This is a genomic window from Pseudomonas sp. VS40 (genome assembly GCF_018587885.1).
In the GTDB taxonomy this organism is placed as follows: Bacteria; Pseudomonadota; Gammaproteobacteria; order Pseudomonadales; family Pseudomonadaceae; genus Aquipseudomonas; species Aquipseudomonas pergaminensis.
Genome location: NZ_JAGYWD010000001.1, coordinates 64874 through 85115 on the forward strand (window position 1 = coordinate 64874; position 20242 = coordinate 85115).

A 20242-nucleotide genomic window follows, 5' to 3' on the forward strand; every position below is an offset into this window, starting at 1 on the left:
AGAGGGTTAAAGCAAAGGTTCTTCAAGCACGCAACTGTACCGATGCTCGTGCAGGAAATGCGTTGGCGGCAACACCACGGAACACAGTGAGCGGGCATGCCGGCAGCGCGGGTGAAAGGCGCAGCCTGTAGGCAAATTCAGCGGGCTCGGTGGTTCACCCGGCAAGGGTTCGGTAGGCAATGGCCGATGGGGATCGATCTCGGGAATCGCCTGGATCAACGCCGCCGTGTACGGGTGGCGTGGCGCCGTGAAGACCGCCTCCACCGGGCCTTCTTCGACGATTTTGCCCAGGTACATCACCGCCACGCGGTCGCACAAGCGGCGCACGATGGCCAGGTCATGGGCAATAAACAGGATCGCCAGGTTCATGCGCTGTTGCAGTTCCAGCAACAGGTTGATGATCTGGCCCTGGATCGACACATCCAGCGCCGCCACGCACTCATCGGCGATGATCAGGCGCGGCTCGACCGCCAGCGCCCGGGCAATGCCGATGCGCTGGCATTGGCCGCCGCTGAGGGACCCGGGTTTGCGGCTGGCCAGTTCGGAGCGCAGGCCGACCAGGTCGAGCAGTTCATTCACGCGTTCGGGAATCTGCGCGGGCGCAACCTTGCGCTGCACGCGCAGCACTTCGGCGAGGGTTTCGCCGATGGTGTGGCGCGGGTTCAGCGCGGCGTACGGGTCCTGGAAGATCATTGCGGTTTCATGCCGCAGGCGAGCAATGTCGATGGCGCTGCCATGGGCCATGTCGACGCCATCGAACAACACCTGCCCGGCACTGATCGGGTTGAGGTGCAAAATGGCGCGCCCCAGGGTGCTTTTGCCGCTGCCGGACTCACCTACCAGCCCAAGGGTTTCGCCAGCCGCCAGGTTCAGCGACACGCCGTTCACCGCCCTCACCCACTGTTTGTTCAAGCCGAACAGGCCGGTGCCGGACGCGGCAAACTTCACCTCAAGGTCCTTGATCTGCAACAGGCTCATGGCTGCGCTCCCAACGGGTAATGACAGACGACTCGCGCGCCTTCCGGCAGCACCTCGGTGCACAAGGTGCCGACCTGCGGGCAGCGCGGGTTGAACCGGCAGCCAGTGGGCAACGCGTCCAGCAACGGCGGCTGACCGGGAATGGTGCGCAGCAAGGCGTGGCCGCTGCTGTGGGCAGGCTGGCAGTCAATCAGCCCGGCAGTGTACGGGTGCTGCGGGCGAGCCAGCAGGTCGTATTTGCTGCCGTGCTCGCACAGGCGCCCGGCGTACATCACGGCGATGGAATCGCAGGTTTGCGCGACCACGCCGAGGTCGTGGGTAATCATGATGATCGACAGCCCGCGCTGATCACGCAGGTCCAGCAGCAACCGCAGGATCTGCGCCTGCACCGTCACATCCAGGGCCGTGGTCGGTTCGTCGGCGATCAGCACTTTGGGGTTGCAGCCGAGGGCGACGGCGATCATCGCGCGCTGGCGCATGCCCCCCGAAAACTCGTGGGGGTAGTTGTCGACCCGCGCCTGGGGATCGGGGATGCCCACTTGGCGCAGTACCTCGATGGCCTGCAGGCGCGCGTCTTTTTTCGACGCACCTTGATGCAGGCGGATGCCCTCGGCAATCTGCTCGCCGATGCGCATCAACGGGTCGAGGTGGCTGCTGGGGTTCTGGAAGATCATGCCCAACTGGCCGCCGCGCACGGCACGCATGCCGGCGTCATCCAATGACAGCAGCTCCTGACCGGCCAGCCGCACCGCACCGCCTTGCACGCGCAGGCTGGGCGATGGCAGCAGGCGCATCAAGCCGCGACAGGCCATGGTCTTGCCCGAGCCGCTCTCCCCCACCAGGCCGAGGATCTCGCCTTCGGCCAAGTCGAAGGACACGCGGTCCACCAGGGTCACATCGCGCCCAGTGTTGTTGGCGATCACACTGAGGTCGCGCACTTGCAACAGGCTCATGAGCGATCCCCTAGCACTTGCGCCACACCATCGGCCAGCAGGCTGAAGCCCATGGCCAGGGTCACGATGGCCAAGCCCGGAAAGGTGCAAATCCACCAGGCTGTAGTGATAAAGGCTTGCCCCTCGGCGACCATGGTGCCCCACTCAGCAGTTGGCGGTTGCACGCCCAGGCCCAGGTAGCTGACGGCGGCGCCATTGAGCAGGACCAGCACGGCGTCAGACATGGAAAACACAATCGAACCAAACATCGCATTGGGCAGCAGATGCCGGAACAGAATGCGCCCGTGGCCAAAGCCCAGGCTCTTGGCGGCCAGGGCAAAGTCGCTTTCCTTGAGCACCAGGATCTGCGAGCGGATCAGCCGCGCATATGACACCCAGCCCACCAGTGCCATGGCGATGTAGAAGCTCTTCAGGCCCGGCCCGAGGATGGCCATGATCGCCAGCATCAGCACCAGGAACGGGAAGGCCAGGATCACATCGATCACGCGCATGCAGACGCTGTCAAACCGCCCGCCGATGTAGCCGGAGACCGCACCGACGAAGGTGCCAATCATGAACGGGAAGATCACCCCAATGATGGCCAACTGCAGGTCGATGCGCGCGCCCCAAATCACCCTCGAAAGGATATCCCTGCCGTAGTTATCCGTGCCAAACGGATGTGCAAGGCTGGGGCCGAGCAAACTGAAATCGGTGTTCTGTGCGATCGGGTCATAGGGCGCGACCCACGGCGCAAACAGCGCTAGCGCCAGCCACACCAGCAGAATCAACAGGCCCCACGCAGCGGTCAGCCGGCCATTGCGCAAACCAAAACGCAGGCGCAAGCGCCACGGGGCAATCAACGGGCGGCTGCTCATTGCATCTTCACCCGTGGGTCGAGGGCCACGGTCGCCACGTCGGCGATGAAGTTGACCACCACCGTCGCGCACGCCAGCACCATGGCCACGCCCTGCACCACCATGTAGTCACGGGTGAAGATGCCGCGCACCAGCAACTGGCCGATGCCGGGAATGGCGAACAGGCTTTCGATCACCACGGTGCCGCTGATCAGCCAGCCAATGTTTACCGCCAGCAGGTTGACCGCCGGCACCAGGGAGTTGGGCAACACATGGCGACGAAACACCGCCGCTTCTGACAGCCCTCGAGCGCGAGCGGCGGTGACATGGTCAGCCTGCAACTCCATCAACATGCTCGCCCGCAGGTTGCGCACCAGCACCGCCGACAACGCCAGGGCAATCGTCAGGCATGGCAGCACCATGTGATGCGCCTTGTCCAGCCAGGTGCGGCCGTAACCGGACACGGGAAACAAGCCCCACTGCACGCTCAGCAACAGGATCAGCATCAAGCCCAGCCAGAACGCCGGCATGCCCAGGCCGACCGTCGTGAACACGCGGATCAGGTTGTCCGCCCAGCCGCCCTTGTTGCGGGCGGCCAGCGTCGCCAGCGGCACCGCGATCAGCAGCGCCAGCACCACGCTGCCCAGCACCAAGACCAACGTGGGTTCGATGCGGGTGACAATCAGCTTGAGGGCGTCGACCTTGTACAGCAGCGATTGGCCGAGGTCGCCCTTGAGCAGGTTCTTCAGGAAGTAGAAATATTGCAGCCACAGCGGCTGGTCGAGGCCGTACTGAGCGCGGATCTTCAGCAAGGCGTCGGGCGTGCTGCGCGAGCCCAGCAGCGCGCGCGCCGGATCGCCGGGAATCGATCGCACCAGCACAAAGGTGATCAGGCTGATGCCAAACAGCACCGGCAGCAATTGCAGCGGCCGGGACAGCACAAAACGGTAGCGCGCCAGGTTCATCCGTCAGCCTCGGTGACGCGAGAGGAAGTCCAGCAGCACCGGGAAATATGCCTGGGGCTCTTCATAAAACGGCATATGGCTGCTGTTGGGGAATACGTGCAATTCGGCGTGCCGGGCTGCGAGCTTCATGCGCAGGGCACAGGCCGGCGTGAGTTCGTCGTGCTGGCCGGTGGTAATCAGGATCGGCATCTTGAACTCGGCCATCTCGGGGATGCGGTTCCAGTCCTTGAGGTTGCCGATGTAGAGGAATTCGTTGGGGCCCTGCATGGTTTCGTAGGGGCCCATGTTCCAGTCGCCCAGGGACCGCTTGACCGGCTCGGGCCATTCGTCGAGGCGGCACACGTGGCGGTAGTTGAGCAAGGTGATCGCGGCCTGGTATTGCGGGTGGTCGAGGGTGCCCATGGCCTCGTGGCGCTGCATCATGGCCACGGTTTCGCTGCCGAGGGCGCCACGCAGGCGTTCCAGCTCCTGGGACAAGTGCGGAATGTCGCCCACGGTGTTTTCGAGGATCAGGCTTTTCAGGGCGTCGGGGTAATGAATGGCGTATTCGATGCCGAGCCAGCCGCCCCAGGAATGCCCAAGCAAGTGCACGCGGCCCAGGCCCAGGGCCTGGCGCACGGTTTCGACTTCTTCGACATAACGGCGGATTTCCCACAGGGAAATATCGGTGGGTCTGGCTGATGCACCCGTGCCAAGCTGGTCGAATGCAACCACTCGCAGGTTATGGTCCTTGAGCCAGCCATGGGCGTCGCGCAAGTAGTCACACGGCAGGCCCGGCCCGCCGTTGAGGCACAGCAGCACCTCATCGCCTTCGCCGAAGCTGTAGACCACGAGGTTATGGCCGTCGACTTGCACGTTGTACTGCTGGTCGGGGGCAATTTCACGCCACATGCATACATTCCTTGTGTAGTGTCGGCCTGGCAGGTAGCGGGCCGCTGATCAGGCCAACACTACCGAGGATGCCGCGCGTCCATAACCTAGCATTTCTTATAGGTTTGGCCTGGCAGTCCTTCGCCGGGGCGTGGCATTCTACTTGCAGCAAGTCGAGATTCAAATGAATTCGGGAGCAGAACGGATGCTGGCCAAGCTGACTGCCTTAAATCACCGTCTGATGCCGGGCAGGAGCCTGGACGAGCAGATGGACAACACCTTTGTCCTCGCCCAGCAATTGGGCTTCGATGCACTGGTGTATGACTACACCCCGGTGCCGATTGACCAGGATGGTGCATTGATCACTCCTTCGGTGCTGGAACTGCGCAACACCCCGCCCGACTGGCACACCTTGTGGTGCAGCGAAGGGTTCTACCAGATCGACCCGGTGCAACATCTGGCCCTGAGCACGGTGTCGCCGTTCGTATGGTCCTACGACGTCAAGGCCGATACTCCCCTGCAAAAGATCATCGATCCCTGCCATGCGCCGGTTTCGTCCTACTTGCACGACCAGCAATTGACCTGCGGCGTCAGCGTGCCGATCCACCTGCCCCGCGGCGGCTTCGCCTCGCTGACCGGCCTGCGTACCGGCAAGGCCCGCAGTGTGTTGCAGGATGCGCAGCAGACCTTGTCGGACTTCAGTCTGATTTCCCACGCCTTGCAGGAAGCGGCCTACCCGCTGTTCAGCAAAGAGCTACGCACTTACCCGCATATTCACCTGACCAAACGTGAACGCGAGTGCCTCAAATGGGCCGCCGACGGCCTGACCGCCGCCGAAATCGCCACGCAATTGAGCCGCTCACTGGCCGTGGTCACCCTGCACCTGGCTTCGGCGATGCACAAGCTGGGGGCCAAGAACCGCGTCCAGGCGGTGGTGCGCGCCACCCATTACCGCCTGCTCGACGATTGATCGCCGGGCAAAACCTAGCTGTTTTGCTAGTTACTTAAATTTCTCCTACGCATTATCGTGTCCCTGATCATTTTTTCAGAGCAGGGTACGAAATGGAATTCATCGAAAAAATCCGCGAAGGGTATGCGGCGTTTGGCGCCTACCAAACCTGGTACCGCGTCACCGGTGACCTCTCCAGCGGCCGCACACCCCTGGTGGTTATCCACGGTGGCCCCGGATGCACCCATGATTATGTCGACGCGTTCAAGGACGTCGCGGCCAGCGGCCATGCCGTGATCCACTACGACCAGTTGGGCAACGGCCGCTCCACCCACCTGCCCGACAAAGACCCGTCCTTCTGGACCGTGGGCCTGTTCCTCGAAGAACTCAACAACCTGCTGGACCATCTGGAGATCAGCGATAACTACGCGATCCTCGGACAATCCTGGGGCGGCATGCTCGGTAGTGAACACGCGATCCTGCAACCCAAGGGCCTGCGTGCCTTTATCCCCGCCAACTCGCCGACGTGCATGCGCACCTGGGTCAGCGAAGCCAACCGCCTACGCAAATTGTTGCCCGAAGGCGTGCATGAAACCCTGCTCAAGCACGAAGCCGTCGGCAACTATCAGGACCCGGAATACCTCGCCGCGTCGCGGGTGTTCTATGACCATCACGTGTGCCGGGTCATCCCGTGGCCGGAAGAAGTGGCGCGCACCTTCGCCCAGGTCGATTCAGACCCAACCGTGTACCACGCCATGAGCGGCCCGACTGAATTCCATGTGATTGGCAGCTTGAAGGACTGGAAATCCACCGGGCGACTGTCGGCGATCAATGTACCGACGCTGGTGATCTCCGGCCGGCACGACGAGGCCACGCCCTTGGTGGTCAAGCCGTTCCTGGATGAAATCGCGGATGTGCGCTGGGCGCTGTTTGAAGACTCCAGCCACATGCCCCACGTGGAAGAACGCCAGGCGTGCATGGGCACCGTGGTGAAGTTTCTGGATGAGGTGTGTTCCGTGCATTACAAGGAACGCAAGGCCAACTGACCCCCAGTGTAGGAGCCGGCTTGCCGGCTCCTACAGGGGTAGCGTTAGACTTCAGACGTCTCAGGCTTGGTTGTTTTCCTCGGGACATCCGCCACCAGCGGGATCTCCCTCCCTTCGGCATCAAACAACTTGCCGCCCTTGAAGTAATCCCCATCACGCAGCTCCGACACATCACGAAAGCACAGGCTGCGCTCGGTCCCCGCCACAAACACCGATTGCTGGTCCGAATTGCCGGCGGTGAAATGGTTGAACGCCAGGTTCAGCAGGATCGCCATGATCGCCGACGAACTGATCCCCGAGTGGAAGATGGTCGCAAACCAGCTCGGGAAGTGATCGTAGAAGCTTGGCGCGGCAATCGGGATCATGCCAAAACCGATGGAAGTGGCGACGATGATCAGGTTCATGTTGTTGCGGTAATCGACCTTGGACAAGGTGCGAATACCACTGGCCGCCACGGTGCCGAACAGCACAATCCCGGCACCGCCCAGCACTGAGGTGGGCACCGCCGCGATCACGCGCCCCATGAACGGCAACAGCCCGAGAATCACCAGGAACAAACCGCCCGTGGCTACTACAAAGCGGCTCTTGACCCCGGTGACCGCCACCAGGCCGACGTTCTGGGCGAACGCGCTTTGGGTGAACGAACCGAAGATCGGCGCAAACATACTCGACAACATGTCGGCGCGCAGGCCGTTGCCCAGGCGCTTGGAATCGACCTTGGTGTCGATGATTTCACCCACGGCCAGAATGTCCGCCGAGGTCTCGACCAGGGTCACCATCACCACGATGCACATGGAAATGATCGCGGCGACATGGAAGGTCGGCATGCCGAAATGGAAGGGTGTGGGGAAACCGAACATCGGGCCCTGGGCCACGCCGGAGAAGTCGGCCATGCCAAGGAACACCGCAATCACGGTGCCGACCACCATCGCCAGCAGGATCGACAGGCGCGAAATCGTCGCGCTGCCGATCTTGCTCAGCAGCAACACCAGCACCAGGGTCAACGCCGCCAGGCCGATGTTGGACATGCTGCCGAAATCCGCGGCGCGGCTATTGCCGCCCATGGCCCAGCGCGCCGCAACGGGCATCAGGGTAAGGCCGATGGTGGTGATCACAATACCCGTCACCAGCGGCGGGAAAAACTTGGTGATCCGCGAAAACACCGGAGTGATCAGCAGCCCGATAAACGACGCGGCCATCACCGCCCCGAGAATCGCTGGCACACCACCGGCGCCATCACTGCCGACAATCGCCACCATGGTTGCTACACCGGCAAACGATACGCCCTGCACCAGCGGCAACTGACAGCCAAAAAACGGCAGGCCCAGGGTCTGCAGCAGCGTGGCCAAGCCACCGGCAAACAGCGACGCGGCGATCAACAGGCCAATATCCGCCGGTGACAAACCGGCCGCCTGGCCGACGATCAACGGTACCGCGACAATGCCGCCGTACATGGTGAGCACATGTTGCAGGCCGTAAGCCATGTTGGCCGCGACGCCGAGATTCTCATCTTCGGGCCGCTGCGGTGACGCCTTCGGGATAGTCATGGTGAGGGGTTCTCTGTTTTTGTTGTTCGGCCACTGTATGCAATGTTTGGACTGCATGTCCATAGAGTTGTATACAATCGATCGAACAAGATACCCTCCATCGGCGTTACAAAAACAATCCGGCCGTGATGAGCCAGAACGCCAAAGGACCCAGAACAATGAAAAAGGCATTACAGGGAGCGACCGTTGCACTCACCCTCCTCGGCGGTGGGGAGGCCGTTGCGGTGGAATGGATGAACAACAGCGTAGGATTTCGCTACGGCCAGCAATTCACCAACCCGAACAACCCCGACGAGTTCAGCAAGCGCATTTACAGCTTCACCCACGCCAGTGGCTACCGGTACGGCAGCAATTTTCTCAACCTTGATGTGTTCCTGTCCGACAGCCGTGACCCGCGCAAGGGCACCGATCATGGCGGGAGCGAGGTGTACGCGGTGTACCGCCACCAGTTGTACGCATCGCGGGTGTTCGACGTGCCGCTGGGCACCGGGTTGATCAAGGATTACGCGCTGACCCTGGGCTTCGATGCCAACCGCAACAACAACTTCGCCTCAGCCAAGAAGCGCGCCCTGGTGGTCGGCCCGACCTTGAAGTTCAACACCGTCGGCGTGCTGGACCTGAGCCTGATGTACTACAAGGAAAGGAACCACACTGGCATCCCCGGCGCGCAGGAGTCGAACCACACCTTCGACGACACCTACATGCTCAACCTGACGTGGATGCGCCCGTTCGAGATCGCCAACCATGCGGCGAAATTCCAGGGTTTTATCAATTACGTCGGGGAAAAAGGCGACGACTACCACGGCCGCGACACCGCGCCGGAGGCCCTGATGCGCACCGCGCTGATGGTGGCGGTGCGACCGGGCAAAAGCGTCAAGCCAAACCTGTACCTTGGGGTGGGTTACGAGTATTGGCATAACAAGTTCGGCGTAGATGGCGGCCGGGGTAGCCGCACATCGACGCCGACGGTGAATATGGAAATCACCTTCTGACTGAAGAAACCCAATCAACCTGTGGGGGCTGGCTTGCCTGCGATGCGAGCGACTCGGTGCATCAGGTACACCGAGCCGCTCGCATCGCAGGCAAGCCAGCTCCCACAGTTTTGACCGCGTTGTCACTTCAGATTCGAGCCAGTTCGGAGCTATCGGTTTTCGGCCTCGCCAGCCAGTAACCCAACACCGCCAGTGGCGCGGTCGCCAGCATCACGATTACGGTAATCAGCAGCGGTTGCTCGATCATCGACGACACCAGCAGGCTGCTGAGGAAACACAGACCCAGTTGCAGGGTGTTTTGCAATGCCGCCGCCTTGCCGGAATTTTCCGCAAACGGCATCAGCGCATTCGCCACGACGATGGGGTAACTGGCACCGTTGACCAGCGCCATCAGGCAGAACGGAATCAGCAAGGTGGTGAGGGTCGGCACCGTCAGCGTGGCAACCAGATACAACGCCACCATGCTGATGCAATACGCCAGCAGCAACCAGGGCAACAAGGTCTTGCCCTGGAAGTGCTGCAACGCGCTGCGGCAACTGTAGCCACCGACCAAAAACGCCAATGTCGGCAATAGGTAACTCAGGCCAATGTCATTTGGGCTGTAGCCCATGTCGCCCAGGATGAAAGGCGAAGCCGTCAGCCAGGCGAAGAAACTGGCCGAGCAAGCGGCGAAGATCATGACGTTGCCGGTAAACACGCGAGACGTCAGTAACCGCCCATAACCGAGGCGCGAACGCTCGCTCTTTTCTGACGGATGTTTCGCCACCGTGCGCAAAAACAACGTCGGTAGCAGCAACAGCAATGAGACGCCCAGCAATACACCGAAGATCGCCTGCCAACCAAAGTGATTCAGCACCATAGCGCCCAACAGCGGCGCCAACGCAGGCGACAACGACATCAGCGGCATGATGCTGGCGAACACACGATGAGCCTTATCTGCCGGGTAGCGATCGATCACCAGCGCCTGCCAACTGACGGCGGCGGAACACACGCCGATCGCCTGGATGAAGCGCAGCGCCAGCAATTGCGGCGCGGTCTCGACCCAGAACATCCCCGCACAGCCCAGTACAAACAGGCTCAGGCCAGCGAGCAGGATCGGCTTGCGACCCAGGCGATCGGACAATGGCCCCCATAACAGCTGCCCCACCGCAAAGCCGGCGAGGAAAATACTCAAGCTGGCGCCTACCGCGCCCGCACCGATCTGTAATTGCTCGCCCATGGCGCCGAACGCCGGCAGATACATGTCCATGGCGAGGTAACCGAGCATGCTCAGCCCCGCCAAATACCCAGTGAAACCAAAAGAATTTTTCATCGAAGCCTTGCTAATCCTGCCATCAAACTATTTGCTGACTGGCGCCCATTATGAAGCTGGCAGTTCATGTGTGAAGCGATAATAATTGGACACTCTTATCAATATTTTTGAAGGCAACCGCCATGTGGTCCGAATATTCCCTGGATGTGGTCGATGCAGTGGCGCGGCATGGCAGTTTCAGCGCGGCCGCCCAGGAACTGCACCGGGTGCCGTCGGCCATCAGCTATACGGTGCGCCAGCTTGAAGAATGGTTGGCGGTGCCGCTGTTCGTGCGGCGCCACCGCGACGTCGAGCTGACACCTGCGGGCCGCTTGTTTATCGACGAAGCCCGTGGCGTGATGAAAAAAATGCTCGGCACACGGCGCTTGTGCCAGCAGGTCGCCAATGGCTGGAGTGGCCAGTTGAAGGTGGCGGTGGACTCCATCGTCAAACCCCAGCGCTGCCGGCAGTTGGTGGTGGATTTCTACCGGCAGTTTCCCGAGGTTGAGCTGTTGCTGGAGTACGAGGTGTACAACGGCGTGTGGGATGCGTTGGCGGATGAGCGCACTGACATTGTGATCGGCGCCACCAGCGCGGTGCCGGTGGCCAGTCACTTTACCTTTCGCGACATGGGCTTGTTGAACTGGCTCTGCGTGGTCAGCGCGCGGCATCCGCTGGCGAGCGTCGACGGGTTGCTGAGCGACGATCAGCTGCGCCCCTTTGCTTCGCTGTGCATGACCGACACTTCGCGCAACCTGCCCAAGCGCGACACCTGGACCCTGGATAACCAGCGCCGGTTGGTTGTGCCGAATTGGTCCTCGGCAATCGATTGTCTGCGCGATGGCCTGTGCGTCGGCATGGCGCCGGCGCACCAGGTGCTGCCGTGGATCGAACGCGGTGAGCTGGTGGCGTTGCGACTGAGCCGACCGTTTCCGGCCAGCCCGTCGTGCGTGGCCTGGGCGCAGAGCAAGCTTTCACCGGCCATGGCGTGGTTGTTGGAGTATTTGGGGGATACCGAGACGATGAACCAGGAGTGGCTGAACGGAAACGATCCCTGACAACCATGGAGATCCCCTGTGGGAGCGGGCTTGCCCGCGATGGCGGCATGTCAGTTTGCCAATATCTCGACTGATACACCGCTATCGCGGGCAAGCCCGCTCCCACAGGGTGGATGTCATTTCAATCCAATAGACGGGTAATGGCTCGCACGATCATCTCGACCTCCTTGGCATCCAGGGTCAGTGGCGGCAACAGGCGTATGACCTTGCCGCGCGTCACGTTGATCAACAACCCATGCTCCTGAGCGGAACGCTGGGCCAGGTTCCGGTAAGGGTGGGTCAGCTCAATACCTATCATCAACCCCCGCCCGCGAATCGCCAGTACATGCGGGTGCTCGCTCAGTTCTACCTGCAACCGCGCCAGCAAGCGCTCCCCCTGCTGCGCGGCGTTCTGCAGCAAGCCTTGTTCTTCAATGATGTCCAGTACGGTGCACCCCACCCGACACGCCAAGGGATTGCCGCCGAAGGTGCTGCCGTGGCTGCCCGGTGTGAACAATTGGGCCACGGCGGACCGGGCCAGGCAGGCGCCGATCGGCACGCCGTTACCGAGGCCTTTGGCCAGGGTCATCACGTCCGGGACAATGCCTTCATGCTGGAAGGCGAACCAGGCGCCGGTGCGGCCGATGCCGGTCTGGATTTCATCCAGCATCAGCAGCCAGCCGTGGCGCGTGCAGTGGTCACGCAGGGCCAGCAGGTAGCCCGGCGGGGCCGGCAGCACACCGCTTTCACCCTGGATAGGCTCCAGCAGGACCGCTGCGATGCGCGCGCCGAATGCGTGTGTGATGGCCTCTATCGCAGCGATATCACCAAAGGCCACCTTGAGAAAATCCCCCGGCAAGCGCTGGAAGCCCAAGCGCACCGACGGCCCATCGCTGGCCGCCATCGTGCCGAGCGTGCGGCCATGAAAGGCGTTTTCCATCACCACCACCAAGGGTTCTTCGATGCCTTTTTTCCAGCCATGCAGGCGCGCAAGTTTCAGCGCGGTTTCGTTGGCTTCGGCACCGGAGTTGTTGAAAAAGGCGCGGTCCAGGCCAGACAGTTGAGTGAGACGCTGGGCCAGCCGTTGCTGCCAGTCGATGCTGTAGAGGTTGGAGGTATGCAACAGCAAGCCGGCCTGCTCGCTGATCGCCGTCACCAGCCTGGGGTGTGAGTGGCCGACATTGGTCACCGCCACACCAGCCACGGCGTCCAGGTATTCGCGCCCCTGCTGGTCCCACAGGCGCGTGCCGAGGCCGCGGGTGAAGCTCAGGGCCAGGGGTTGGTAAGTGGTCATCAGGCAGGCGGCGGTCATGGTGCGGGCTCCGGTGCATCGTAGGGATGACTGCAGTATCGTTAGCCACCTGAGCTGGATAAACTGCACATCCCTGCAATGACTTTAAACCAGGACTTGATAATGGACCTGTTCCAGGCAATGTCGGTGTACGTGAAAGTGGTCGAGACCGGCAGCATGACGGCGGCGGCCCAGGCCTGTGGGATGTCCACCACCATGGTCGGCAACCATTTGCGCGCCCTGGAGCAGCGACTGGGGGTCAGCCTGCTCAAGCGCACCACGCGCAAACAAAGCCTTACGGAATTTGGTGGGCAGTATTACCAGCGTTGCCTGGAAGTACTGGGCTTGGTGGCCGACTCCGAGCAGCTGGCCGAGCAGGCCCACAGCGACATTCCCAAAGGCACGCTGCGTATCACCGCGCCTCCCGTGTTCGGCACCGAACGCCTGACACCGGCCTTGAGCGAGTTTTCCCGGCGCTACCCGCAGATCAACCTTTACGTGGTCCTGAGCAATGAGCGCATGGATTTGGTCGACAGCGGCTTCGACGTGGCGATCCGTCTTGGCGAATTGGAAACCTCCAGCCTGATCGCCAGGCCATTGCAGGACTACACCCTCACCCTCTGCGCGTCACCGGCCTACCTGGCGCGACACGGCACACCGCAAACCCCCGATGACCTGCAGCAGCACAACTGCCTGGCGTTCGCCTACCCGGCAAGTGACAACTGGCGCGACTCCGAAAAGCTCTGGCGCATGACCGACGATGCCGGCGAGGTGCAAATTCCGGTGTCTGGCTCATTGACCATCAACAGCTCGCAAGGTCTGCGCCAGGCGGCTGTAAACGGCATGGGCATCATCATGCTGGCCGATGCCCTGGTGCAGCCGGACCTGGACAGCGGCAAGCTGGTGGCCTTGCTGACCACCTATCGACTGCCCAGCCGCCCGATGCACCTGCTCTACGGCCAGGACCGTTATCGCCTGCCCAAGCTGCGCGCCTTTGTGGATTTCGCCATGGAGAAGTGGGCGCGCTAGTAGTCCACGCCTAATTCGCGCAGGCGCGCCGCCGTACGCTCGGCCGATACGTGGTGAATCCCCTGCCAACCCAAGGCAACCGCCGCTTCGATATTGCCGGCAACATCGTCGATAAACACCACTTCAGCCGGCTGGATATCCGGCAAGTGGGCGCGTACCTGGCTGAGGCTGGCGTGATAGATCGCCGCATCCGGCTTGATCAGCTTCAGCTCGCCGGACACCAGGATGTCGCGAAAGTACTGCAGGAACGGGTAATTGGCCCGCGCATAGGGGAACGTCTCGGCAGACCAGTTGGTAAGCCCGAACAGCGGCATGTCGGCCTGGTGCAACGCGTTGAGGATCGCCACGCCGTCTGGCAACGGGCCACGCAACATTTCGTGCCAACGGTCGTAATAGGCCTGGATCAGGCGCTCATGATGGGGATGTTGCTCGATCAGGCTGCGGGTGCCATCTGCCAGGGTGCGGCCAGCGTCCTGCTCGGTGTTCCAGGCCTGGGTGCAGATGTTGTCGAGAAACCATTGCCGCTCACGGTCGTCGGCAATCAGCTTGCGATACAGGTGATGCGGGTTCCAATCGAACAGGACACCGCCGAAATCAAAAACTACTGCACGAATCGTCATCAGATCCTCCGTTAGCGTGAGTGATAGCGGATGAAGTCTGGCAGATTCTGGTCGGCAGGGGTCACGCGTTGACGCGTAGGAGGGCTCTGAATAACAAACAGATCAACTGGCGGAACGGGTGGGTGTGGGAGCTGGCTTGCCTGCGATGACATCACCGAGGTGTATCAGCTACACCTCGGTGCCTGCATCGCGGGCAAGCCCGGCTCCCACAGCAAGCCAGTTGCTACAGGTTCGGCCGTGTTCAGGCCTGGATCAGGCCATTGATCTTGACGGTCGGGTTTACATCCGCTTCGTAATCGACGCCAGCGACTTCAAAGCCGAACAAACGCAGGAATTCCGCCTTGTAGCCGGCAAAATCGCTGATCTCGTTGACGTTGTCGTCGGTGACCTGGTTCCACAGTGCTGCCACGGCGTCCTGGACTTTGGGTTCCAGCTCGGCCAGGTCGGCACGCAGGCGGCCGTCGGCGTCGAGCTTAGGCTCTTTGCCGTACAGGCTGTCCTTGAACAGGCCGTAGACTTGCTCGATGCAACCTTCGTGGGTGCCCTGCTCTTTCATCACCTTGAACAGCAGCGACAGGTACAGCGGCATGATCGGGATCGCCGAGCTGGCCTGGGTGACCACGGCCTTGAGTACCGACACACGGGCGTCGCCCTTGAGTGCCGCGAGGTTGTCGCGCAGGGTCAGGACTTTCTTGTCGAGGTCTTTCTTGGCTTCGCCGATGGAGCCGTTCCAGTAGATGTCCTGGGTCAGCTTTTCACCGAGGTAGGTGAACGCGGTGGTCTTGGCGCCTTCGGCCAGGACGTCGGCGTCACGCAGGGCGTCGATCCACAGCTGCCAGTCTTCGCCGCCCATGACTTTCACGGTGCCGTCGATTTCTTCCTGGGTGGCGGGCTCAAGGGTGGTGTCGACCACAACGCCTTTGTCGGTGTTGATGCCGCGCAGGGTCACGGCCTTGCCGATCGGCTTGAGGGTGGAGTTGTGCACCACACCTTGCGGGTCGGTACGGCGAGGCGCGGCCAGGCTGTAGACAACCAGGTCGATCTTGCCCAGGTCTTTCTTGATGGTTTCGATGGTCAGGCGCTTGATCTCGTCGGAGAACGCGTCGCCGTTGATGCTCTTGGCGTACAGGCCTTTCTCGACGGCAAACTTCTCGAACGCGGCGCTGTTGTACCAGCCGGCGGAGCTCAGCTTGCCTTCTTCGCCTTCTTTCTCAAAAAACACGCCCAGGGTGTCGGCGCCGCAGCCAAAGGCAGCACTGATGCGCGCGGCCAGGCCGTAACCGGTGGATGCACCGAGGACCAGGACCTTTTTCGGGCCGCCTTCGATGACGCCGTGCTGAGTGACGTAGTCGATCTGCTCTTTGACGTTCGCTTCACAGCCAACAGGGTGAGCGGTCACACAGATGAAGCCACGAACCCGCGGTTTGATGATCATAAAATTTCTGCCTCTTCCAAGGTGCCGAAGGCCAGTGGTGGCCATTCAACTTCAATCGTACCGGTCTATGACGTCCAAAAAACCGAAGCGTCACGATAGTCGCAAATCTTCCGTTTACAAAATCCAATCCACTCAGTGCTACAAGGGTTAAAAACTGTGTAAAGCCTTCACAATTTCGCAATATTTAAAACGCCTATCCAGCCTCGAACGCCTTATCATGACGCAGTTGTTTCAACATGTTTCAAAAACCCCACCACTCGCAGCCAGGGATCCGGACTTGTCGAATGGCGTCCTGCTGGAGCTGAGTTACATGAATAAGCCTGCTTTGCGTAAAAAAGCGGTATCGATCGCCTGGGTACTCGGCGTGCTGCTGATCATTGATGTGTTCCCCGAAACCACGCTGGTGTTTCTCGGCCTAGTCGTAGTGTGCGGCGTCTACGACTTCCTGCGTAATGGCCTGTATGACGCGCCCACCATCAAGAAATACTTCATCGGCAGCGGTCGCAACACCTGGCTGCTGGCGCCGTTCAACACCCTGTTCGACCTGTTGAGCTCGCGTAACCGTCACGTCTACACGATGGCCGACCTGCCACCGGCCTGGCGCGAGGACCTGCAACAGGTGATCGATAACGCCATGGTCCACAAGGACGAAATCATCGGTTACCTGGACGAACGCATGGCCGAGAAGAAGCGCGGCATGCTGTTTTTCCAGTGGTACGGCCAAGCCATCGAAACCACCCTGGATATTCCGCAACTGCGCGAAAAACTGCCGTTCGTGAAGACCATTGGCGTGTCGGTGTTCAATGAAAACCGCTCGACGTCCTTCCACTTCGGCCCGCTGCGCATGATGTTCCGCGTGCTCTACAACATGGCTCCGGCGCCCCATCACGAGGGCGTCTACATCCAGGTGGGCAAGCACAAGCACTACTGGCACGACGACCCGTTGTTTATTTTCGATGACACCTTGATGCATGCGTCTTTCAACAAAAACGATGCCAAGCGTTACTGCCTGTTCATCGATATCGTGCGGCCGACCCCGGTACCCCTGGTTCTCAACGCCGTGATCGCTGGGTTTGCCGGCATGGCGTTTACCCTGCGTCGGGTTTTCTACAAAAACTGGAAGCTGATTCAGTAAGTTCTGCGGCATGATGGTACTGGACGGTGTTTGCGCTCGGCCTTGCGCCTGAGGTAAATAACTGTCTCGTGCGACCGAAATCGGCGCCCATCATTCTCAAGCCATCGCGGCCCCTTACGGGTGCGGTGGCTGCGCTTTCAAGGAATCAGAATGCCCCAACGTCAAGTCATCAATGCCTCCGTCAGCCCCAAGGGCAGCCTCGAAACCCTGTCACAACGTGAAGTCCAGCAACTGAGCGAAGCCGGTTCCGGCAGCATCTACACCCTGTTCCGCCAATGCGCCCTGGCGATCCTCAACACCGGCGCGCACATCGACAACGCCAAGACCATCCTCGACGCCTACAAAGACTTTGAAGTGCGCATCCACCAGCAGGACCGCGGTGTGCGCCTGGAATTGCTGAACGCCCCCGCCGATGCCTTCGTCGATGGCGAAATGATCGCCAGCACCCGCGAGATGCTGTTCAGCGCCTTGCGTGACATCGTCTACACCGAAAACGAGTTGGACAGCCAGCGCATCGACCTGAGCAATTCCCAGGGCATCACCGACTACGTGTTCCACCTGCTGCGCAACGCCCGTACGCTGCGCCCCGGTGTCGAGCCGAAGATCGTGGTGTGCTGGGGCGGCCACTCGATCAACACCGAAGAATACAAATACACCAAGAAAGTCGGCCATGAACTGGGCCTGCGCAGCCTCGACGTATGCACCGGCTGCGGCCCTGGCGTGATGAAAGGTCCGATGAAAGGCGCGACCATTTCCCACGCCAAACAACGGATCACCGGCGGGCGTTACCTGGGCCTGACCGAGCCGGGCATCATTGCCGCCGAAGCGCCGAACCCGATCGTCAACGAGCTGGTGATCTTGCCGGACATCGAAAAACGCCTGGAAGCCTTCGTCCGCGTCGGCCATGGCATCATCATCTTCCCAGGCGGTGCCGGTACGGCAGAGGAGTTCCTGTACCTGCTGGGTATCTTGATGCACCCGGACAACCGCGACTTGCCGTTCCCGGTCATTCTCACCGGGCCGAAACATGCCGCGCCGTACCTGCAACAACTGCACGCCTTCGTCGGCGCCACATTGGGCGAAGCGGCCCAGGCGCACTACCAGATCATCATTGATGACCCGGCCGAAGTAGCCCGCCAGATGACCGCTGGCCTCAAGGCAGTGAAGCAGTTCCGCCGCGAACGCAACGACGCGTTCCACTTCAACTGGCTGTTGAAGATCGACGAGGGCTTCCAGCGCCCGTTCGACCCGACCCACGAGAACATGGCCAGCCTGCAGTTGAACCACGCGCTGGCGCCTCACGAACTCGCCGCCAACCTGCGCCGTGCGTTCTCGGGGATCGTGGCGGGTAACGTCAAGGACAAGGGCATCCGCCTGATCGAACAGAACGGCCCGTATGAAATCCACGGCGACCCGGCCATCATGAAACCGCTGGACGAACTGCTACAGGCCTTCGTCGCCCAGCACCGCATGAAATTGCCAGGCGGCGCGGCGTATGTGCCGTGCTATCGCGTGGTGCAATGACTTAGCGCTGTACCGCCACGCATTTGATTTCCACCAGTAGACCGGGGTGCGCCAGTTCGGACACCCCGATCGTGGTCCAGGCGCAATGCCCGCGTGGGAACACGCGGTTTTTCACCTCGCGAAATACCGCCATGTGCTGGCTCATGTCGACGTGATAGGTGGTCATGTCCACCACGTCGTCGAAGGTGCAGCCGCCCTCCTCCAGAACCTCCCGCAGATTTTCCCAGGCCGCGACGAATTGCGCCTCGGGGTCCTCGATCACCGCCAATGCAGCCGTCCGCCCGACCTGGCCTGCGCAGTACAACGTCTTGCCGACCTTTACCCCGGGCACGTAGCCGGCGCGCTCGACGATGGGGTGCATGGAAGGGGGAATGATGAGGTGGCGGTCGGTCATGGTTCGTATCTCTTTAAACCCTGTGGGCGGTGACAGTTCGGGCTAGTGTTTTACCTGTTCCGCCTGACCCACGCCAGATGAGCGACCTATGGACCAACGGATATTGTCCTCGGTCACTCCTTACCCCAGGGTAAGGAATATAACGATGCAGATCTTCACTATGGCGACCGCCACACTGACCTCGAAAGGTCAAATCACAATTCCTGTCCAAGTCAGGACCGCCCTTGGCCTGGAAACAGGCGACAGGGTCGAGTAAGACCGATGTGGTGACGGTACTGGAAACTTTGTTACGGACCCGCGAATTGACCGTGGAGCATGGTGAGATCATCTGGCAGGCACTGCGCAAGTTTATGGCGAACAAGGCCGACTTTGCAGACTGCCTGGTCGAACGCTGCGCCCATGCCGCGGTTGCACGTACACAGCGACCTTCGACCTCAACGCGATCAAGACAACGGGCATGAAGCGCCTGGCCTGAACCGCAGCGTTGCGACTGCGGGCGGGCTTTGGTACAAACCGCTTTTACCTTGATCGAGAGAAAGACTGAAGTGCGCACGTTTCTACTCGCAGCCCTTGCCATGGCCTCCACCACCGCACTGGCTGACGCCATCACCTGGCCCGACCTGCCAAAAACCTGCTTCGTCAGCGGCCGTTCCGCCACCAGTGCGGATCTTGAGACCGGTTGCGCCGCCTTCCTGATCAATGTGAAAGGCCAGGCGGCGGGTACGCCGATCAAGCTGGATATTCCCCAGTACGCCATGCACATCGACGAAGCCACCGGCAAGGAAACCCCGGTGATCCTCATCCAGGCGGAGGAGAATGGCGAGGTCAAGGCGGTGGGTTACAGGGAGCTGGGCTCCGATCAACTCGGTGCCGCGCTGCTGCGGGAAGTTCGGCTCCTGGGCACCCAGAAGCCGATTTAGCCGGGGCTCAGCGAACCCAGCCACCACCCTGCCAATGGTACCCATCATTACGCTGCACCCAATGCGGATGCACGTAGCGGTACCCCTCGCGCACCGGCTCCCAGTGGCCGTGCACCGCGACATAGCGCCCACCTTCCCAACGCCAGTAACCGCGTGACCAAATATAGCCATAGCGCACCGGCGGCTCGACTTCGATCACCTGCACCGGCGGCGGCTGCGGGGCGACGACTTCGACATATTCACGTTGCACCGGCCTGCGCTCATGCACAACGCGTTCTTGCACACACCCGGATGCCGCGACCACCATGGCCGCCAATGCCGCATAACGTAGCAACATAAAAAACCCTCGGGCGCTGACGCCCACAACCTGCACGGCTAAAAAATGCCCCCTTGTTACAGCCTCGCTCCTGCTTGGCCTTGGGTATTTTTAACA

The 20242-nt window shown here is 61.1% G+C and carries 19 protein-coding genes and 3 pseudogenes; 10 read left to right on the plus strand and 12 right to left on the minus strand.

Annotated elements, in window-relative coordinates:
- Nucleotides 1–6: 6 nt before the first annotated feature.
- Genes KHP07_RS00275 through KHP07_RS00295 form a run of 5 tightly spaced genes read right to left on the minus strand, consistent with a single transcriptional unit; the run spans nt 7 to nt 4620 of the window.
- A complete protein-coding gene (locus tag KHP07_RS00275; RefSeq protein ID WP_214496399.1) occupies nt 7–978 on the minus strand; it encodes an ABC transporter ATP-binding protein in 972 nt (323 codons plus the stop codon).
- A complete protein-coding gene (locus KHP07_RS00280) occupies nt 975–1931 on the minus strand; it encodes an ABC transporter ATP-binding protein (RefSeq protein WP_214496400.1) in 957 nt (318 codons plus the stop codon). The genes KHP07_RS00275 and KHP07_RS00280 overlap by 4 nt, the downstream gene beginning before the upstream one ends.
- On the minus strand, nt 1928–2785 hold the full coding sequence (locus KHP07_RS00285) for an ABC transporter permease (protein WP_078047482.1): 858 nt from the start codon (nt 2783–2785) through the stop codon (nt 1928–1930). Before KHP07_RS00285 ends, KHP07_RS00280 begins: the two co-directional genes overlap by 4 nt.
- Nucleotides 2782–3729 (minus strand): ABC transporter permease, encoded by a 948-nt coding sequence (locus KHP07_RS00290; protein ID WP_214496401.1) that lies wholly within the window; start codon nt 3727–3729, stop codon nt 2782–2784. The genes KHP07_RS00285 and KHP07_RS00290 overlap by 4 nt, the downstream gene beginning before the upstream one ends.
- 3 nt (nt 3730–3732) lie before the next feature.
- The gene (locus KHP07_RS00295) at nt 3733–4620 is read right to left on the minus strand and encodes a proline iminopeptidase-family hydrolase (protein WP_078047481.1); all 888 of its coding nucleotides are present in this window, start codon (nt 4618–4620) and stop codon (nt 3733–3735) included.
- Between the two features lie 184 nt (nt 4621–4804).
- Here KHP07_RS00295 and KHP07_RS00300 point away from each other — a divergent pair, with 184 nt between their 5' ends.
- Both KHP07_RS00300 and KHP07_RS00305 read left to right on the plus strand, forming a co-directional pair.
- Nucleotides 4805–5569 carry a LuxR family transcriptional regulator gene (locus KHP07_RS00300; protein ID WP_078047480.1) on the plus strand — a complete coding sequence of 255 codons (765 nt, stop codon included), beginning with the start codon at nt 4805–4807 and terminating at the stop codon, nt 5567–5569.
- A gap of 92 nt (nt 5570–5661) precedes the next feature.
- Nucleotides 5662–6594: a proline iminopeptidase-family hydrolase gene (locus KHP07_RS00305; protein ID WP_078047479.1), complete on the plus strand. Its 933-nt coding sequence runs from the start codon at nt 5662–5664 to the stop codon at nt 6592–6594.
- 44 nt (nt 6595–6638) lie between these two features.
- Here the strand turns inward: KHP07_RS00305 and KHP07_RS00310 are convergent, their stop codons facing one another.
- Complete coding sequence (locus KHP07_RS00310) at nt 6639–8141, minus strand: nucleobase:cation symporter-2 family protein (protein WP_214496402.1); 1503 nt, start codon at nt 8139–8141, stop codon at nt 6639–6641.
- Nucleotides 8142–8299: 158 nt separating this feature from the next.
- On the opposite strand from KHP07_RS00310, the gene KHP07_RS00315 reads away from it, so the two are divergent.
- Complete coding sequence (locus tag KHP07_RS00315) at nt 8300–9133, plus strand: nucleoside-binding protein (RefSeq protein ID WP_214496403.1); 834 nt, start codon at nt 8300–8302, stop codon at nt 9131–9133.
- Nucleotides 9134–9359: 226 nt separating this feature from the next.
- On the opposite strand, the pseudogene punC reads toward KHP07_RS00315, so the two are convergent.
- Nucleotides 9360–10445, minus strand: a pseudogene (punC, locus tag KHP07_RS00320) (purine nucleoside transporter PunC); the annotation flags it as partial.
- A gap of 122 nt (nt 10446–10567) precedes the next feature.
- Between punC and punR the strand changes: the two are divergent.
- A complete protein-coding gene (gene punR / locus KHP07_RS00325; protein ID WP_078047476.1) occupies nt 10568–11482 on the plus strand; it encodes a DNA-binding transcriptional activator PunR in 915 nt (304 codons plus the stop codon).
- Between the two features lie 121 nt (nt 11483–11603).
- On the opposite strand, the gene KHP07_RS00330 is transcribed toward punR, so the two are convergent.
- Nucleotides 11604–12773, minus strand: coding sequence for an aspartate aminotransferase family protein (locus KHP07_RS00330; protein WP_214496405.1), 1170 nt, complete (start codon nt 12771–12773; stop codon nt 11604–11606).
- A 102-nt stretch (nt 12774–12875) separates the two neighbouring features.
- On the opposite strand from KHP07_RS00330, the gene KHP07_RS00335 reads away from it, so the two are divergent.
- Nucleotides 12876–13781: a LysR family transcriptional regulator gene (locus KHP07_RS00335; RefSeq protein WP_078047474.1), complete on the plus strand. Its 906-nt coding sequence runs from the start codon at nt 12876–12878 to the stop codon at nt 13779–13781.
- On the opposite strand, the gene KHP07_RS00340 is transcribed toward KHP07_RS00335, so the two are convergent.
- Nucleotides 13778–14401, minus strand: a complete 624-nt coding sequence (locus KHP07_RS00340; RefSeq protein ID WP_214496406.1) for an HAD family hydrolase — start codon at nt 14399–14401, stop codon at nt 13778–13780. The genes KHP07_RS00335 and KHP07_RS00340 overlap by 4 nt on opposite strands.
- A gap of 241 nt (nt 14402–14642) precedes the next feature.
- Nucleotides 14643–15836 (minus strand): enoyl-ACP reductase FabV, encoded by a 1194-nt coding sequence (gene fabV, locus KHP07_RS00345; RefSeq protein ID WP_100491263.1) that lies wholly within the window; start codon nt 15834–15836, stop codon nt 14643–14645.
- A 310-nt stretch (nt 15837–16146) separates the two neighbouring features.
- Here fabV and KHP07_RS00350 point away from each other — a divergent pair, with 310 nt between their 5' ends.
- Both KHP07_RS00350 and ppnN read left to right on the plus strand, forming a co-directional pair.
- A complete protein-coding gene (locus tag KHP07_RS00350; protein WP_214496407.1) occupies nt 16147–16971 on the plus strand; it encodes an aspartyl/asparaginyl beta-hydroxylase domain-containing protein in 825 nt (274 codons plus the stop codon).
- Nucleotides 16972–17121: 150 nt separating this feature from the next.
- Nucleotides 17122–18495: a nucleotide 5'-monophosphate nucleosidase PpnN gene (gene ppnN / locus KHP07_RS00355; RefSeq protein WP_078047470.1), complete on the plus strand. Its 1374-nt coding sequence runs from the start codon at nt 17122–17124 to the stop codon at nt 18493–18495.
- A gap of 1 nt (nt 18496) precedes the next feature.
- Here ppnN and KHP07_RS00360 read toward each other — a convergent pair whose 3' ends face one another.
- Nucleotides 18497–18889, minus strand: coding sequence for a RidA family protein (locus KHP07_RS00360; protein ID WP_214496408.1), 393 nt, complete (start codon nt 18887–18889; stop codon nt 18497–18499).
- 88 nt (nt 18890–18977) lie between these two features.
- Between KHP07_RS00360 and KHP07_RS00365 the strand changes: the two are divergent.
- The 3 genes and pseudogenes from KHP07_RS00365 to KHP07_RS00370 all read left to right on the plus strand — a co-directional run.
- A pseudogene (locus KHP07_RS00365) lies at nt 18978–19142 on the plus strand (AbrB/MazE/SpoVT family DNA-binding domain-containing protein); the annotation flags it as partial.
- Nucleotides 19138–19364, plus strand: a pseudogene (locus KHP07_RS29405) (VapC toxin family PIN domain ribonuclease); the annotation flags it as partial. The pseudogenes KHP07_RS00365 and KHP07_RS29405, both read left to right, overlap by 5 nt.
- A 100-nt stretch (nt 19365–19464) precedes the next feature.
- Nucleotides 19465–19809 (plus strand): hypothetical protein, encoded by a 345-nt coding sequence (locus KHP07_RS00370; RefSeq protein WP_078047468.1) that lies wholly within the window; start codon nt 19465–19467, stop codon nt 19807–19809.
- Nucleotides 19810–19816: 7 nt separating this feature from the next.
- Here the strand turns inward: KHP07_RS00370 and KHP07_RS00375 are convergent, their stop codons facing one another.
- Entirely contained in the window at nt 19817–20146 is a 330-nt protein-coding gene (locus KHP07_RS00375; protein ID WP_043274284.1) for a YXWGXW repeat-containing protein, read from the minus strand.
- Nucleotides 20147–20242 lie beyond the last annotated feature (96 nt).

Bases quoted from the DNA above. Each gene is read 5' to 3' on its own strand.
- KHP07_RS00310 (WP_214496402.1), bottom strand. From the start codon at position 8,141: ATGACTATCCCGAAGGCGTCACCGCAGCGGCCCGAAGATGAGAATCTC.
- KHP07_RS00275 (WP_214496399.1), bottom strand. From the start codon at position 978: ATGAGCCTGTTGCAGATCAAGGACCTTGAGGTGAAGTTTGCCGCGTCC.
- KHP07_RS00300 (WP_078047480.1), top strand. From the start codon at position 4,805: ATGCTGGCCAAGCTGACTGCCTTAAATCACCGTCTGATGCCGGGCAGG.
- KHP07_RS00370 (WP_078047468.1), top strand. From the start codon at position 19,465: ATGGCCTCCACCACCGCACTGGCTGACGCCATCACCTGGCCCGACCTG.
- KHP07_RS00375 (WP_043274284.1), bottom strand. From the start codon at position 20,146: ATGTTGCTACGTTATGCGGCATTGGCGGCCATGGTGGTCGCGGCATCC.
- KHP07_RS00315 (WP_214496403.1), top strand. From the start codon at position 8,300: ATGAAAAAGGCATTACAGGGAGCGACCGTTGCACTCACCCTCCTCGGC.
- punR (WP_078047476.1), top strand. From the start codon at position 10,568: ATGTGGTCCGAATATTCCCTGGATGTGGTCGATGCAGTGGCGCGGCAT.
- KHP07_RS00285 (WP_078047482.1), bottom strand. From the start codon at position 2,785: ATGAGCAGCCGCCCGTTGATTGCCCCGTGGCGCTTGCGCCTGCGTTTT.
- KHP07_RS00290 (WP_214496401.1), bottom strand. From the start codon at position 3,729: ATGAACCTGGCGCGCTACCGTTTTGTGCTGTCCCGGCCGCTGCAATTG.
- KHP07_RS00280 (WP_214496400.1), bottom strand. From the start codon at position 1,931: ATGAGCCTGTTGCAAGTGCGCGACCTCAGTGTGATCGCCAACAACACT.
- KHP07_RS00305 (WP_078047479.1), top strand. From the start codon at position 5,662: ATGGAATTCATCGAAAAAATCCGCGAAGGGTATGCGGCGTTTGGCGCC.
- KHP07_RS00340 (WP_214496406.1), bottom strand. From the start codon at position 14,401: ATGACGATTCGTGCAGTAGTTTTTGATTTCGGCGGTGTCCTGTTCGAT.
- KHP07_RS00295 (WP_078047481.1), bottom strand. From the start codon at position 4,620: ATGTGGCGTGAAATTGCCCCCGACCAGCAGTACAACGTGCAAGTCGAC.
- KHP07_RS00360 (WP_214496408.1), bottom strand. From the start codon at position 18,889: ATGACCGACCGCCACCTCATCATTCCCCCTTCCATGCACCCCATCGTC.
- ppnN (WP_078047470.1), top strand. From the start codon at position 17,122: ATGCCCCAACGTCAAGTCATCAATGCCTCCGTCAGCCCCAAGGGCAGC.
- KHP07_RS00350 (WP_214496407.1), top strand. From the start codon at position 16,147: ATGAATAAGCCTGCTTTGCGTAAAAAAGCGGTATCGATCGCCTGGGTA.
- fabV (WP_100491263.1), bottom strand. From the start codon at position 15,836: ATGATCATCAAACCGCGGGTTCGTGGCTTCATCTGTGTGACCGCTCAC.
- KHP07_RS00330 (WP_214496405.1), bottom strand. From the start codon at position 12,773: ATGACCGCCGCCTGCCTGATGACCACTTACCAACCCCTGGCCCTGAGC.
- KHP07_RS00335 (WP_078047474.1), top strand. From the start codon at position 12,876: ATGGACCTGTTCCAGGCAATGTCGGTGTACGTGAAAGTGGTCGAGACC.